Genomic DNA, 15,355 nt, shown 5'->3' with positions numbered 1-15,355 from the left:
CTACTAGTTTGGTTCCATCTTTGGTATAAATTACCTTACCGGTGCCATTGAGGAGGGTTATAAGATACTTTCGATGGAGATTAGTTATTTGAACTAATTCATTAAGAATTTCTGTTTTCTTCTTTTTGATGCGGAGTGATAATTTTTGGCGTTAGCTTTAATTACCTCTTTGATCAAAATAAAATCTTACCATTGGTAAGAGGTGGCATTACTCAGAGATTTTATCAAATTTTTTGGGAAAATTTTTAAGACGCACTCTTTATCTTTATTGAGCTAAATGCCCAAGAGGTAAATCTAAAAATAATGGTAAGAGAAGCGATTGCTCACTTCCAACCCGGAACATCCTCCTCTCCGAGAGCAAAACAATCGCTAAGTAAGTGAATATTTCTCCACCGATTGGTCTCGCATCTTCTTCCCAATGAGGTAACGGGAGCCAAATAAAGGCGACGGGAAAGGAAGAAGGTATGAAGTGTTTTCGTCTGCTTGATAAAATTTCATTTAGCAGTATAATTTATTATGATTTATTATGAGCGGAAGAAACTTTTTGGGGAATTTCTTTTTGAGGAAGGGAGGTCTATTTTTTACTAATGCGTCCTTAGTGAGAGGAATTTTTATAACTCTCATCATCACCCTATCACCAATTTCCTTTTTTGCTCAGAATGTGAGATGGATTTACCGATATGAAGGAACAACATCTTACTGGTATCGTTTTACGGATATCGTCTGCGGTTTAGATAGTAATATCTACGCGGGGGGTTACAACTACTTTTACGACGACTTTTTTATTTTAAGTCTTACCAATGCCGGTGAGGAAAGATGGGTCTACCGATACAATGGACCGGGGGATAGCACAGACCAGGTTTACTCTCTCGTCTATGGTTTAGATGGCAATATCTATGCTGCGGGATTTACTACTGGCGAAGGTACTTATGAGGATTTTACTGTTATAAGTTTGACCAGAAATGGTGAGGAGCGTTGGGTCTACCGGTATAATGGAACAGCAAACAATACGGATGTTGCTTTTTCCATTGTTTATGGTTTAGACGGCAATATCTATGCTGCGGGGAGTAGTGATGAGTTTGGCACTCATGGCGATTTAATCATTATAAGTCTCACCACTAGTGGTGAGGAGCGTTGGGCCTACCGGTATAATGGAACAGCAAATAGTATAGATGTTGCCTATTCTCTTGTTTATGGTTTGGATAACAATATCTACGCGGCAGGGATTATCTGGAATAGAAATACCCGAACCGATTTTGGAGTGATAAGTGTTACTAATAGTGGAATGGAGCGTTGGGTCTATTCCTATAGCGGTCCCACAATCTTCGCGGAGGAAGCCCGCTCCATTGCCTATGGTTCAGATGGTAATATCTATGTAGCAGGGGTAACTCAGAGTAGCGGCACTTATGGTGATTTCACAGTGATAAGTTTAACCAATAATGGTGAGGAGCGTTGGGTCTACAAAGCCCCTGATACCTTCCCCCAACCTTTCACGCAGTGGGCGAATGCTGTAATTTATGGGTTAGACGGTAATATCTACGCGGCCGGAAATAGTCCCGGTTCGGAAGATTTTATGGTCATTAGCCTTGCCGAAAGCGGTGAGGAGCGCTGGGTCTACCGTTATAATGGGACAAGAAATATGAGTGATGAAGCTCTGGCTATTGTCTATGGTCGGGATGGAAATATTTATGCCGCTGGCGAGAGTGAGGGCATCGGCACTTATGAAGATTTTACAGTGATAAGTTTAACTCCGAGTGGTGAGGAACGATGGGTTTATCTCTATAATGGGACTGCGAATGAGGATGACGGTGCCTCTTCTATTGCTTGCGATGTTGATGGCAACACATATGCGGCAGGAACGACGGAAGATGCTGAGAACTTTCATTATTTTACCATAATAAGTTTTGAACCATTCACTGGTATAACAGATGATAAGTCAATGGTGAAGGGAAAACCAAAAGATTTAATAGTGCCAACATTTTTTAGTAATGAATTAGTTTTGGAATTCAATTTTATTCCCGATGACGGGAAAGGACCCTTGAAAGTTATTCTTTACAATCTTTTGGGCAGTTCGGTTTTGGAAGAAGAGATAACTTCGGATATCTCCAAAACCCATCTTTTAATTAATGGCGATAAGATAAGAAAATTAAAACCGGGCATCTATTTCCTTTCCCTCTCTTCGGGAAAGGAAAAACAATTGAGGAAAAAGATTATAAAACTCCGTTAAAAAGGAGGTGTTTATGAGTAAAAGAGAGGAGAGCGAATAATTCCGGTAGTGCCCTTAATAGGCATTTTTTGACGATAAGCCTATCCGGACAAGTTAGCAGGTGGCGCTACCAAACTGGGGATTTAATTAGGTCTTCCCCAGCGATAAGTCACACCCTGGTCAATAGCACAATCTACATCGGCTCATCAGATGGTTACCTTTATGCCCTAAATTTAGATGGCACATTAAGGTGGCGCTATTGTGGAACTCCCAATAATCCACCCCATCATATATGGTCTACGCCGGCGGTTGGACGAGATGGCACAATCTACTTTGGCTCAAATGATTGCTTCATCTACGCATTGAAGCCTGATGGTCAATTGAAATGGCGCTATAAAACCGGGAACAAGGTTTATCTTGCCTCACCCGGAATTGGTCCTGATGGTACAATCTATTGCGGCTCCTATGATAGTTGTCTTTATGCCTTGAACCCCGACGGTACATTAAAATGGAAATTCAAAACTAATTATCACCACCTCTGTTCCGCACCAGCGATTGCTCCTGACAGCACAATTTATATTATGAGTTTAGACGGTTATTTTTATGCCTTTAATCCTGATGGGACATTAAAATGGGCTTATGGTGTCGGCACATGGATTTACTCTTCTCCAGCGGTTGGTTCTGACGGAACGATCTATATCGGAGCATTAGATACTCCTTTTCTCTTCTTGCCTTCAATCCTGATGGAACACTGAAATGGCGATGTACAATTGGTGGTATTTGGGGTTCGCCAACGATTGGCCCGGCTGGTTTAATAATCATTGGTTCGGGTGATGGTGCTGTTTATGCGATTCAAGATACGGGGGCATCGGGAGGGCTTGCCAACTCCACTTGGCCTAAATTCCGTCACGATGTGAATAATACCGGACTCCTCCAATCCTTTCCACCTTCACGACATAAGTATGGTAATTGTAAATGGGCAACAGCGCCTAACCAGTGTAAACATCTCGTGTTTGACTCTAAAAATGGAAATTCACATTTGGTTTTACTTAACGCCGATACTACCATCACTTATGGGAGGTCTACAAATCAAGGAATCACTTGGAGACGATTTTGGAGGTTGATTCTGGTTCTTATCCATCTCTTTGCCTTGATAATTCTGGAATGCCGAGAATTAGTTATCTGAAAAATGATACAATTTTCTGTAAGACCTTGCTTTCGGATAATACCTGGCATACTACGGTCATTTTCGGCAGTGATGGCAATATAAAACCTGGTCCACCGGTAATTGCCCAAACCTATCTGCCAGAATTCGCTAATTATTCTTACTGTGTTTTCCCGATAAAGAACCTCTCAGAGGGAACAGCAAAATTTACCTATCTCTCTTTAATGTGAATGAGGATATTGGGGGAGAGCCCGAAGAGGTTGCGGATGGTATTGGTCTGAAATCACCTTCAATTGCCATAACTCCCGGTGATATTATTCATATCGTCTGGGAAAGAGAGGGTGAGATTTTGGTATTGACAAAAAATTCACTTGGCAGTATACTTAAGTATGAGTTCTAAGGAGGGCGTGAAGAGAATTTTCCGTTGCCCTTTGAAAATAATTCCGAAAGGAAAGGAGCTAAAAGTAGTTACGGAGATTTTGCTTTTTTCTCTATTATCTTATTTCCCCACCTCTCTTTATCCTCAGATTTGGGTGGCGTATTATAATGGTGAGGCAAATTCTGATGATTGTGCTATTGAATTGAAGGTTGACCGGGGAGAGGATTTATATGTCACCGGGTATAGTTATGGGTTAACCAATAAAAAGGGTTATCTCACAATTAAATATAACTCTACTAATGGGGAAACCTTATGGACAGGGAGGTATGAAGGAATAGGGAACAGTGAACCGAAATCATTAGAAGTTGACAGTGAGGGGAATATCTATGTAACGGGATGGAGTGAGGATGAACATGGTTATCGGGATATTCTGACGATAAAATATAGCCCTTCGGGTGATATTTTGTGGATAAAAAGATATAATAACGGATTGAGTAATCATCACGATGAGCCAACAAAGATGGTTATAGATTTACAAAATAACATTTATATTACGGGCTTTAGTTATAATTGGGGAACTGGTTATGATTATCTCTTGATTAAATATGATAAAGAGGGAAATGAAAGGTGGGTGAGGATGTATAATGGACCTGGTGATAGCACTGATAAAAGTAATTCCGTAGCGGTTGATAAGGAAGGGAATATTTATATAGCGGGAATGAGTTATGGTTTAGAGACGAAAGGAGACTTCGCGACAGTAAAATATGACTCATTGGGAAATCTGATTTGGGTTAGGAGATTTGACGATACTCTTAACTTCTATAATGATGAGGCGCTAGGGGTTGGAGTAGATAGTTTTAATAATGTTTATGTTGCTGGACTTAGTGGCTTTATGGATTTTCTCACCTTTACGCTTATCAAATATAATTCTCCTGGCGAAGAGAGATGGGTAGTTAAATCAGAAGCCGGAGCGAGTGGTGATATACTGCGGGCAATGAGTGTTAGCCAAGATGGGAAAATCTATCTCACGGGTAGTTATATTGGGTGGCATACCACCGAAAATTATAAAACAGAAATGTACGATTCCAGCGGATATAGGTATTGGGTGAAATTTTATGACAGTGATTCCCTGGGTGACGGTAGTTTTGGATTAGTAACTGACGACTTAGGAAATGTGTATGTTACGGGAAGGAGTGCTTTGTTCCAGACAAATTATGATTATTTAACAATTAAATATAATCCCTCCGGAGGGGAAGAGTGGGTTGCCCGGTATGGCGGTCCGGGGGATGATGAGGCATCTGCCATCGCCTTAGATGAGCGAGGCAATGTTTATGTCACAGGTAGAAGTAGGGGATTAAATACCAGTTATGATTATTGCACCGTAAAATATCCGCCTTTCGGACCAGGAGTTGAGGAATATAAAAATAAGAGAGGGGATAATTTACATAGGGGAATTATTCAAAAGAAACTAACCTTAATCCCAAAAGGTAAGATTTTTAATTGTCAAGGTAGGTTAACAAAAAGGGAAGATGTCTCTTCTGGAATTTATTTTATTTTAAGAAGGGATAAGTCGGGAGATATAAATAAAAAGTTAGTTATTGTTAAATAAGGGAGGTTCTTATGTTAAGAACTATTTTTATATGCATTACATTGCGGACAATTGTCACTCATCTATGCCGACCCTTTTGATTCTATACCAATGACCAGATGGTTTGACCCTGAGGGAAAAGAACCTCAAACCTTTGAGGAGTGGATTTCTGAACATCCCTATAGCGATCATTATGAAGTTAAATTTATTGAAAAATTAGAAAACGAATGCGAGAAAGGATGTGGGACTATGGCGATTATTACCGAAGGGAATATTTATCCCGCAATTCAGAACGAAGTAGGAGAACTTGTCCTAAGGCTTTGGTTGGAGGGTTATACGGTTTTAAGTTATAGATGGTGGGGTGGTATGCCCGAGGATTTCAGAAACTTCTTGTGGAGCCTTTATAATGTTTACTTAATAAAAGGGGCACTTCTTATCGGCGACCTCCCTATCGCTTGGTTTCAAAGAGGAACAGGAGAAAGTTGGCCAATTGATCTTTTCTATATGGAATTAGATGGCACTTGGTTGGATAGAAACGGGGATATGAGATACGATACCCTTTACGGTAATGTTGAACCAGAGATTTATATTGGAAGATTGATGCCCCCAATTTTGACCCCTGATTATGCTTCCGCTAGTTTGAAAATTTATCTACAAAAAGACTTTCTCTATCGGGACAGTTTAATCTGTCAGCCACCGAGTGCTCTCGTCTATGTGGACGATGATTGGGTTAACTATCCAGGCCTCTGGGGACCTGTTGCGTTGCTTTATTCTGACACACTTTTAGTTATAGACCCGGAAATTACGAGAGCATCAGATTATCGCCAGAGGCTTAACATACCCCGAGCCTGGGTATCAGTCTTTGCCCACAGTTCGTCAGGCGGGCACATATTTTGGTTTTTTAATCATACACAGCGCGATGACTTTTATGGTATTGAATACACCACCTTAAATCCTCCCGTAAATTTTTATAATTTCTTCGCCTGTCAGTTTTGCAAATACACTGTGCCTCGTTATGGTGGAGGAAGAGCGGTTTTTAATCAGAATTATTGCGTTGGTGCTGTGGGTTCAACAAAAACGGGGAGTATGATATATTCTTCTCAATTTTATCAGCCACTCTCCCAGGGAAAGACGATGGGCGAAGCTTTTTTAACTTGGTTCAAGGAGATTGCTCAAGGAGGTTTTACGCCGATTGAAATTGATTGGTTTTTTGGAATGACACTTCTTGGTGACCCGTTCTTGAAACCAAAAGGTCATGTTCGTATATTTAGATCTCAATCTTCGCTTACTGCTTATAATAACCAACAAAAGGTGCTTCAAGAAAGTCAGAGAATTCATCTAACTTATGAAGCAGAAACCGATGGACCAAAGATAATCTATCAGTATTCAAGCAACTATGGAGAGTGTTGGAACCCACAAGAAATAATAGGAGAAGGTTTTTCTCCTACCATAGCATTAGATAATCAGGGAAGGCCACATATTGTTTTCCGAGATAATTGGAATTGGGTAGGAACCGATGAAGGGCACGGTTATTACCAGATGAAGTTCTACCACTCATATAAAAGTGGAGGAAGTTGGACGACACGCGAGATTATTCGGGTAATTGGAAACCCTCACCAACGACCAAATCAACATTACTCACCACCTTCTGTTCCATCCTTTTCTTTTGCCATCGGCCCTTCAGATTCTTTTTATTTTGCCTTACTCATAAAAAGTGACAGTGTTATAACTTCAATATACCCTCCTCCCGGCATTTATAGAATTGACCCATCCGGAAGACCATTTAAACTTGGTGACCTCGCGAATAACAATCTTCGAGGCAGAGTTTCAACAATCAGGGAAGGAAATAGGGTTTTAATACTAGCGGCTGGTGAGTACATCAACGATAATCCCTGTTCAATGTGTGATTATGTAAAAATATACTTAAAGCGTCCGGATTCGCCAAATTTTGAAACCCTCCCAGTTCCTCAAACCGAGTGGTATTGGGGCAGCAATATTTCTGCCTTTGCCCAAGATGGGAAATTATATTTATGCATAACCGAACCGAATGCCGGTGTTTGGTTGGTAAAATGTGACCGAAGCATAACCGGCTATAACTTCCCTGACACTTCGGAAATGATTTTTGAGGTATCCGGTGAGTATAACCCGAAATTCTTAAAATATGGCTTGCTGGATGTTATGGTTACCGATTTTAATAGAGGAAATACGCTACTTTACTTTTACCGAACAGGAAATAATCGGTGGCAGATGAGGCAAACCTCTTTACCTAATTCTGCATCTTTTCCCTACGGAATTATAACTTTGCCCAGCGGCAGTAGTCAACCCATTCGCCCTTATTATTTGATATTAAGAATGTATCACTCCCTTGAGAGAAACAACACCTACTTCCTCTCGTTCGTTGATAGGCAGTTGCCCTATCCTTCTTATGTATATTGCGACAAGGTGACTTTCCCGAATCAGGGAGAACTTTTAACAATTGAGCCGGGAAATGGGAATTTGCATATGGTCTATGATGCTGGTGGAAGTATTATTTATGCGAAATCTTTGGATAAAGGTGAGACCTGGGAAAAAGTTTTAGAAGTGGACTCTGGTTCTTATCCATCTCTTTGCCTTGATAATTCTGGAATGCCGAGAATTAGTTATCTGAAAAATGATACAATTTTCTGTAAGACCTTGCTTTCGGATAATACCTGGCATACTACGGTCATTTTCGGCAGTGATGGCAATATAAAACCTGGTCCACCGGTAATTGCCCAAACCTATCTGCCAGAATTCGCTAATTATTCTTACTGTGTTTTCCCGATAAAGAACCTCTCAGAGGGAACAGCAAAAATTTACCTATCTCTCTTTAATGTGAATGAGGATATTGGGGGAGAGCCCGAAGAGGTTGCGGATGGTATTGGTCTGAAATCACCTTCAATTGCCATAACTCCCGGTGATATTATTCATATCGTCTGGGAAAAAGAAGATGAAATCTATTACCGGTTTGGTGAAAAGGATTCAACTAATGAACTTTCTTGGTCCGAGATTTATAATATCTCAGAGTCCCCAGAAGTGATATCGGAAAATCCGGTGTTTGAGGCTTTTGGTGAAGATGTGATTTGTGCCTGGAAAGAAGGTGAGCCGGGTGAGATTTACAGAAGAATAAAAAATCTGGGTGATGTCTCTCTTCCCATTTGGCCACCGGGTTGGTCTGGGATTGAAAACTTAAGTCAAAGCCCAAATAAAGAGTCTGATTATCCAGTTATTTCAACCCCTGATGTCTTTGCCTGGCAGGAGAAAATTGATTCCCTAAATTATGAGAGTATCGCCTGGATTAAAGGTTCTTTGGTAAATATTAGTGAGACCGATAACTCTTCAAAATATCCCCATATCGCAGTTGAGCCACCAAATGTTTCTGATGATGGGACCGTTAGTTCCGATTTTATTATCAATGCCATCTGGACCGAGACGCTCATCCCTGATACCTTATATGAGGTGAGATTCAAAAGGTATACTCACACCTCATCTTCAATTCCCCAAACCCCCTATCTCTCCCCAATAATTGGTGATTCCCTTCCTTCAACCTATTGTAAAATCGGGACGGGGTTATAAATTATGGTGAATTCTCCTGTGATTATAGTTCCTCTTCTTTAATTTACAACCTTCCCTAAAATATTATTCTGCCGAAGGAGACCTATGAGAGTGATTTAGCGATTAAGAAGGAGATTGAAAGAATCATTGGTAGTTATGCCCTAATTGCTGACTTAAAGGTTTATGAGATTTTCATTCCGGAATCTTTACAAGGTGGTGGTCAAACTCTTAAAGGAGGGAAGATTTTGCGACCGGTTTTATACCAGAATAGACCGAACCCATTTAAGGGCTTGACCAGTATCTCTTTTGCTATTCCCAAAGAGACCTTTGTCTCACTTTTAATCTATGATGCCTCAGGGAGAAAGGTTAAGAGTTTAATTAGGGAGAGGTTAAAGCCTGGGAATTACAACTTAAAATGGGATGGTAAAGACGATAAAGAGAGGGATTTACCCCAAGGGGTCTATTTCTATCGGCTTTGGGCGGAGGACTTTAAGGATATTAAGAAGATAGTCCTAATCCGGTAGGCTTTCTCTATTAGGCTTCGGATTAAACCCCTGATTAGGCTTGGGATTAGACCTTCTATTACATTCTCTATTAGACCCAGGATTACGCCCTCTATTAGGCTCTCTATTACGCCCCCGGTTACACCTTCCATTACATCCTCTATTAGGCTCGGGATTATGCCTCCCATTAAATCTCTGATTAGGTATCCTATTATGCCTTCGGTTAGGTTCGGGATTAGACCCTCAATTACGCTCCCGATACCATCCCCTATATCGCCCCCCACTTTTTATAAAGGAAATCCCCTCCTGCTCTATAAAAGTCTGACGACTTAATTCCATTCTTTTTTATCTTAGGTTATTCTATGGCGATGACACCTCCGAAAGCGTTGTCTCACTTATAAGGGCTGGGATTAGAACCCCATCACTTAATAAGCCCTTATTATTTATAACACCCAAAAAGGTAAAATCCTTAATATTTAAGGTCATATTAGCCCTCTATAATAAATACGGAAATACCCCCCAAAATTGGACACTAAATTTCCTCCTTTCCTATAAGTCTTTAATTTATAATAACTTAAACAAGAATAAGGTAAACCTAAATACTAATACCTCTTAGTTTAACCGAAGGTCTAATTGGGAGGGTAAAAGGAAGTCCTTCTCGGAATTTATTTCCGAGCAATCATGGTAATACTTTGAGGGGTAGTGAGATATTTTTGATGAAAACCGTTTCCTTGACAGAGGTCGTTTTTTTATTAAAATGGAAAGATGCCAAACTTTCTTTTGGAAATTGGGACCGAAGAGATTCCAGCCTCTTATTTATCACCAGCAACCGAATTTCTGGTTAATTCTTTTAAGAAACTATTATTAGAGAATAAAATTGGTTACAAAGAGATAAAATCATTTTTTACTCCCTGCCGAATGGCTATTTTGGTGAAAGGGATAAAAGAGAGACAAGAGGTATGGGAAGAGGAGGTTATCGGGCCGCCCAAAAAAGTTGCCTTAACGGAAGATGGTTCCCTCACTTCTCAGGGAAAGGGTTTTCTTTTAGCCAATAAGGCAAAGGAATATTATTGGCGGGAGACTCCAAAGGGAGAATATCTCTTTATTAGGAAGAAGAAGGGGGGAGAGAAGACCAATTTGATTCTCTCATCTCTCTTACCTTCTTTAATTACCGAAATACCATTTCCCAAAAGGATGCGTTGGGCAGAAAGTGGGGTTGCCTTTGCCCGGCCCATCCGCTGGATTTGCTCGGTCTTTAATGGTTCTATTTTAAGATTTCCCTTTCCCAACATTCGGGTCGGAAATTTTACTTATGGGAATAAAAATTTTAAGAAGAGAGTTGTTTTGAAAGATGCTAAGGACTACGAAAGGGTATTAAAAAAATATAAAGTGATCCCTTCTTATGAAGAGAGAAGAAAATCGGTGCTTAATAAGGCAAATAGTTTAGCCAAGAAGGTGAAGGGTGAGATTTTAGCCGACTCCGAACTCTTAGATGAGATTACCAATACCTTGGAATTTCCCGTTCCCATTTTAGTCAATTTTGCTGAGAGGTATCTCAGTTTACCAAAGCCGGTTATCACTACGGTTTTAAAAAAGCATTTGCGGGCTCTTTCCATTGGGCAGGGTGATAACCTTTTGCCCTATTTTATCGTGTTTCTCAATAACCCATTGGGGAAAAAATCGGAAGTGAAGAAATGGTATGAGAATAGTGCGGAGAGTAGACTGGCGGATGCGGAGTTTTTCTTTAACGAAGACCTAAAAAAGGGTTTAGAAAATTTCCTTTTAGAAGAGAAGAAGGTGATTTGGATTGAGGGTTTAGGAACGCTTTATGATAAGACCGAAAGGATGAAAAAACTAGTGGAGAAGTTGGGTAGTTATTATCCGGAGATTGACCGGGAGGGGTTGCAAAAGGCAACTCTTCTCTCCAAAGCCGACCTCTTGACGAATATCGTTCGGGAGAAGGAATTGACCTCCCTGCAGGGGATTATGGGCGGAATCTATGCCCAGATGGCTGGGGAAAAGGAAGTTGTCTTTCAGGCGATTGGTGAGCAGTATCTCCCAATTCCTAAGACGAAGGAAGGGGCTTTATTGGCTTTGGCTGACCGTTTTGACAATATCGTCGCCTCCTTCTTAAAAGGGGAGATACCAACCGGTTCTTACGACCCCTTCGGTCTAAAAAGGATGGCGGATACAATTCTGGAGATTTTTTCTTCCCATCATCTATTCCTATCCGTTGACGAGCCAATTGAATTCCTTTTAGGGGAGTTTTCTTCTACTGACCTTTCCCTAAAAGAAAAAATTTTAAGGTTCTTCGGAGAAAGGGTGAAACTATTTCTTATGGAAAAGGGTTATCGCTATGATATCGCCGATTCCCTTATTTCCCTTTCTCCTTTGGTCCCCTATGATTTGGAGATGCGGGCTGAAGCCTTAACGAGATTTCGGGAGGAAAGAAAAGAGGAGTTTCGGACGCTGGTGATTGGGCAGAAAAGGGCAAAGAATATCTTACGAGAAGCGGAAAGGAAAGGGATTGCCTATTCCGAAATCGTTAACCCCGACCTTTTGCGGGAAGAGCCGGAGAAAGTTCTTTTTGAGAAGGGGAAGGGTTTAGAGGAGAGATTGAAAAATTCTTTGAAAGAACGCCGCTACTTAGAGACCTTAGAACTCCTTCTCACCTTACGGGAGGCTATTGATAAGGTCTTTGATGAGGTACTGGTGATGACCGAAGATGCGGAATTACGAAGAAATCGACTTGCCCTCTTCTCTTATATCAAATCCCTATTTTACTCCTTTTGTGACTTCTCTCTTTTGGTCTTAGAAGGCGAGGAGAAGTGAGCCGAATAAGAAAGCCAATTCTCTTCTTTACGACTTTTCTTTTTATTGCTTGTGCGCCAAAAAGTCCAAAGGTAGAAAAGAAAGAGACTAAATTTTTAACCATAAAGATAAAAGGGATAGAGATGAAGGTAGAGATGGCAAAAAATGAAGAGGAGAGGGTTTTGGGTTTAAAGTATCGCGACTCCCTACCAAAAAATTCCGGGATGCTCTTTATCTTTGAAGAGGAGGGGATATATCCCTTCTGGATGGTTGATACGAAAATTCCTTTGGATATTGCCTTCATTGATAAAAATCAGGTGATAGTTGATATTCAATCAATGGAACCATTCTCCCCAATTCTTCACAAGCCAAACTTGCCTTTCCTTTATGCCCTGGAGGTGAACCAAGGGTTTTTCCAAGAAAAAGGGATAAAAAAGGGAGATACGGTTTTCTTTGGCGATGAAAAATAAACTTCTCTTCTTTACCCTTCTTCCCTTTCTTTTTTATGCGCTTCCCTCCTTAAAAGATACGATCATTCCTGATACTTGGTACTATTTAGGTCCTTTTTCCGTTGCCCCAAGGGAAGGGATAACCGGAATTGATGAGGAAGAGATAAAGTATTCTTTGGAGACAACGAGAGTTTACTATTCAATATTTCCCGAGAGTGGAATTGTCCGGTGGCGCAAGGTGGCAAAGGATTCTTTGGGTTGGGTTAAGGTAGATTACGAAGAGATTCTCTGGGATACTTTGATTGATTTTTATGGCTTTGCCTTAATCCAATCCCTTACCTATTTCTACACCGAAGTTTTTATCCCCGAAGAATGCCGCGCTTTGGTGATGGCGGAGCGGGCCTCATTTTATCTCAACGGCATTGGTTATCCGGGCGACCCTTATGGTCACGACTTTGTCCGGATTCCGGTAACCTTAAAAGAAGGGAAAAACTCTATCCTTTTGAAGGTCTCTGGCTTCCCACCCCACCGCTTCCGCTTTGCCCTATTGCCTTCCTCCAAGCCGGTCCTTTTAATAAAAAATGACCTTACGACACCAACCCTTTCTCCCGGGGAGAATCGGGTTTTGGTGGGCATACCAATTTTGAATACCGAGAGGAAGGGTTATCAAGTAATCTTAAAGGTGTTTGGGAAAGGGGTGGAGGAGAAGGAAATTTCCCGGACCCTTCCGCCCCAGATGATTGAGAAGGTGCCGATCGAATTTGAGGCAAAGGTTTCAGAAGGGGAAAGTCTATTCCCTATCTATTTAAGTCTAACCGGAGAAGATTTTTCTCTTTTGGATACTTTCTATTTAGATGTTAAAAAGAGGGATGAGGTTCAGAAGATAACCTTTATCTCTCGGATTGATTCTTCGGTTCAATATTTTGCCCTCCGTTTCCCAAAGGATTTCCAACCAGATAAGAGATACTCTTTAATTGTCAGTCTGCACGGTGCCGGAGTGGAAGCGACCGGTCAGGCAAGTAGTTATTCCCAAAAGGATTGGGCATTTATCGTTTGTCCGACTAATCGGCGGCCATTCGGTTTTGACTGGCAGGATTGGGGAAGGATTGACGCTCTGGAGGTGATTCGTTATGTAAAAGATAATTACCCGATTGATACCAACCGGATCTATTTAACTGGCCATTCTATGGGTGGGCATGGTGTCTGGCATATTGGCCTTCTTTACCCTTCCCTTTTTGCCGCTCTCGCCCCAGGTGCTGGCTGGCCCTCCCATCAACTTTATGTTCCTTGGACTTTCCAACGCTCCGAGATTTTTGCCGAACCGTCAATTCTTGCTTTTAGGAATCGGGTCTTAAAAGTTGACCAACCGCTCAATTTTTTAGAGAACGCCCTAAACCTACCCATCTTCATCTTTCACGGCGCCCGGGATGATAATGTACCGGCTTTATTCGCTCGATTGTTTACTTCCTATCTTAATAATCTCGGCTACCGATATTATTACAAGGAAGTCCCGGGTAAAAGGCATTGGTATCATCTGGATGAGGGGATTATTTGTGTTGATGACCCGGAGATAATGGACTTTTTCCAAAAAGAGATAAGAGACCCATTGCCCAAAAAGGTTATCTTTAAGACATCCGATTTGGATATTAGTAATCAGGCGTATTGGCTAAAAGTTTTAGAACTGACAAAAGACCATTTACTCGGAAAGATTGAAGGGAAGATGAAAGGGGAGACGATTGAAATAAGAACGGAGAATATTGAAAGGTTTGCTATCAATCTGCCTCCTAACCCCTCTTTTCAATTTATAAAGATTGATGGCAAAGAACAAAAGGTAAGATTTAAGCCCAATTTAATCTTTGAGAAGAGAGGAAAAGTTTTTTCTCTAACCAATAATTGTCCATCAATTTTAAGGGGTCCGATGCGGAAAGCCTACTTTTCCCCTTTCCTTTTGGTCTACGGCACAAAGTCCGATTCCTTTGCCCAAATTACCTATCATCAGGCAAAGAGGGAGGCATTTCTCTGGTGGCGAATTGGGAATGGGCGATGTCAATTGCTTCCGGATACTTTGGTCGGGGAGAAGGAGATGGCGAGGTATAATCTCATAATCTTTGGTGGCCCGGAGGCAAACTATCTTGCGGAGAGGATGAAAGAGAAATTACCGATTAGAGAGGAGAAAGGAAATCTCTTTTTTGGGCAACGGAGGTTTTCTGGTGATTTCGCCTATCGTTATCTCTATCCCAATCCACAAAAAAAGGAGAGATTTATTTTAATCGCTGGGGGGACAACCTTAAAGGCGCTAAAAATTTCCACCTTCTTCTCCACCCTTTATTCTTCGGCTGGCTTACCCGATTTTCTTATCTTCTCAACCGAAGTAGAAAAGAAAGGTTGGGGGGGAGTAGTCTCTGGTGGTTTTTTTAGTAAGAATTGGGGGTTAGAGGGTGGGGACTATTTTATTAAATGAAAGAAATCTCCCTTCTCTCGCCAGCAAAATTGAACCTTGGTCTTTTAGTTAAAGAAAAAAGAGAAGACGGTTATCATAATATTGAAACAATCTTCGTTGCCATCAATCTCTTTGACCGAATTACTATCTCCTTAAAAGGAAGGGGGATAAAGATTTTTGCTGACAATCCGGATATCCCTCAGGTGAGAAATAATCTCATGTATCGGGCGGTCTCTCGCTT

11 protein-coding genes are annotated in these 15,355 nt (G+C 41.1%); all 11 read left to right on the top strand.

The annotated features are described in order from the left end of the window. Window positions 1-598 precede the first annotated feature (598 nt). The gene (locus ABIL00_07255; protein ID MEO0110554.1) at window positions 599-2,227 is read left to right on the top strand and encodes a T9SS type A sorting domain-containing protein; all 1,629 of its coding nucleotides are present in this window, start codon (window positions 599-601) and stop codon (window positions 2,225-2,227) included. Window positions 2,228-2,295: 68 nt separating this feature from the next. Further along, the gene (locus tag ABIL00_07250; protein MEO0110553.1) at window positions 2,296-2,961 is read left to right on the top strand and encodes a PQQ-binding-like beta-propeller repeat protein; all 666 of its coding nucleotides are present in this window, start codon (window positions 2,296-2,298) and stop codon (window positions 2,959-2,961) included. A gap of 346 nt (window positions 2,962-3,307) precedes the next feature. Then, on the top strand, window positions 3,308-3,601 hold the full coding sequence (locus ABIL00_07245) for a hypothetical protein (GenBank protein ID MEO0110552.1): 294 nt from the start codon (window positions 3,308-3,310) through the stop codon (window positions 3,599-3,601). After that, window positions 3,598-3,771: a hypothetical protein gene (locus ABIL00_07240; GenBank protein ID MEO0110551.1), complete on the top strand. Its 174-nt coding sequence runs from the start codon at window positions 3,598-3,600 to the stop codon at window positions 3,769-3,771. Before ABIL00_07245 ends, ABIL00_07240 begins: the two co-directional genes overlap by 4 nt. Continuing rightward, window positions 3,761-5,359 (top strand): SBBP repeat-containing protein, encoded by a 1,599-nt coding sequence (locus tag ABIL00_07235; GenBank protein ID MEO0110550.1) that lies wholly within the window; start codon window positions 3,761-3,763, stop codon window positions 5,357-5,359. Before ABIL00_07240 ends, ABIL00_07235 begins: the two co-directional genes overlap by 11 nt. Before the next feature lie 51 nt (window positions 5,360-5,410). Next, window positions 5,411-8,932 (top strand): hypothetical protein, encoded by a 3,522-nt coding sequence (locus tag ABIL00_07230; protein MEO0110549.1) that lies wholly within the window; start codon window positions 5,411-5,413, stop codon window positions 8,930-8,932. A 224-nt stretch (window positions 8,933-9,156) separates the two neighbouring features. Continuing rightward, window positions 9,157-9,435, top strand: coding sequence for a FlgD immunoglobulin-like domain containing protein (locus ABIL00_07225; GenBank protein ID MEO0110548.1), 279 nt, complete (start codon window positions 9,157-9,159; stop codon window positions 9,433-9,435). A 744-nt stretch (window positions 9,436-10,179) separates the two neighbouring features. Next, window positions 10,180-12,246 (top strand): glycine--tRNA ligase subunit beta, encoded by a 2,067-nt coding sequence (gene glyS, locus ABIL00_07220; GenBank protein ID MEO0110547.1) that lies wholly within the window; start codon window positions 10,180-10,182, stop codon window positions 12,244-12,246. Further along, window positions 12,243-12,695, top strand: a complete 453-nt coding sequence (locus ABIL00_07215) for a DUF192 domain-containing protein (protein ID MEO0110546.1) — start codon at window positions 12,243-12,245, stop codon at window positions 12,693-12,695. The genes glyS and ABIL00_07215 overlap by 4 nt, the downstream gene beginning before the upstream one ends. Next, complete coding sequence (locus tag ABIL00_07210; protein MEO0110545.1) at window positions 12,685-15,135, top strand: prolyl oligopeptidase family serine peptidase; 2,451 nt, start codon at window positions 12,685-12,687, stop codon at window positions 15,133-15,135. Before ABIL00_07215 ends, ABIL00_07210 begins: the two co-directional genes overlap by 11 nt. Next, on the top strand, window positions 15,132-15,355 hold a 224-nt coding region (locus ABIL00_07205; GenBank protein ID MEO0110544.1), incomplete at its 3' end, for a 4-(cytidine 5'-diphospho)-2-C-methyl-D-erythritol kinase. The genes ABIL00_07210 and ABIL00_07205, both read left to right, overlap by 4 nt.

The sequence above is a fragment of the candidate division WOR-3 bacterium genome, assembly GCA_039801905.1.
In the GTDB taxonomy this organism is placed as follows: Bacteria; Hydrothermota; Tepidihabitantia; order Tepidihabitantales; family JBDRVQ01; genus JBDRVQ01.
The sequence above is the reverse complement of the archived record's forward strand: the minus strand, read 5'-3'. Positions and strand labels throughout refer to the sequence as shown.

What these genes read in the sequence shown, in the direction of transcription:
- ABIL00_07210 (MEO0110545.1), top strand. Translation starts at nt 12,685, where the DNA reads ATGAAAAATAAACTTCTCTTCTTTACCCTTCTTCCCTTTCTTTTTTAT.
- ABIL00_07235 (MEO0110550.1), top strand. Translation starts at nt 3,761, where the DNA reads ATGAGTTCTAAGGAGGGCGTGAAGAGAATTTTCCGTTGCCCTTTGAAA.
- glyS (MEO0110547.1), top strand. Translation starts at nt 10,180, where the DNA reads ATGCCAAACTTTCTTTTGGAAATTGGGACCGAAGAGATTCCAGCCTCT.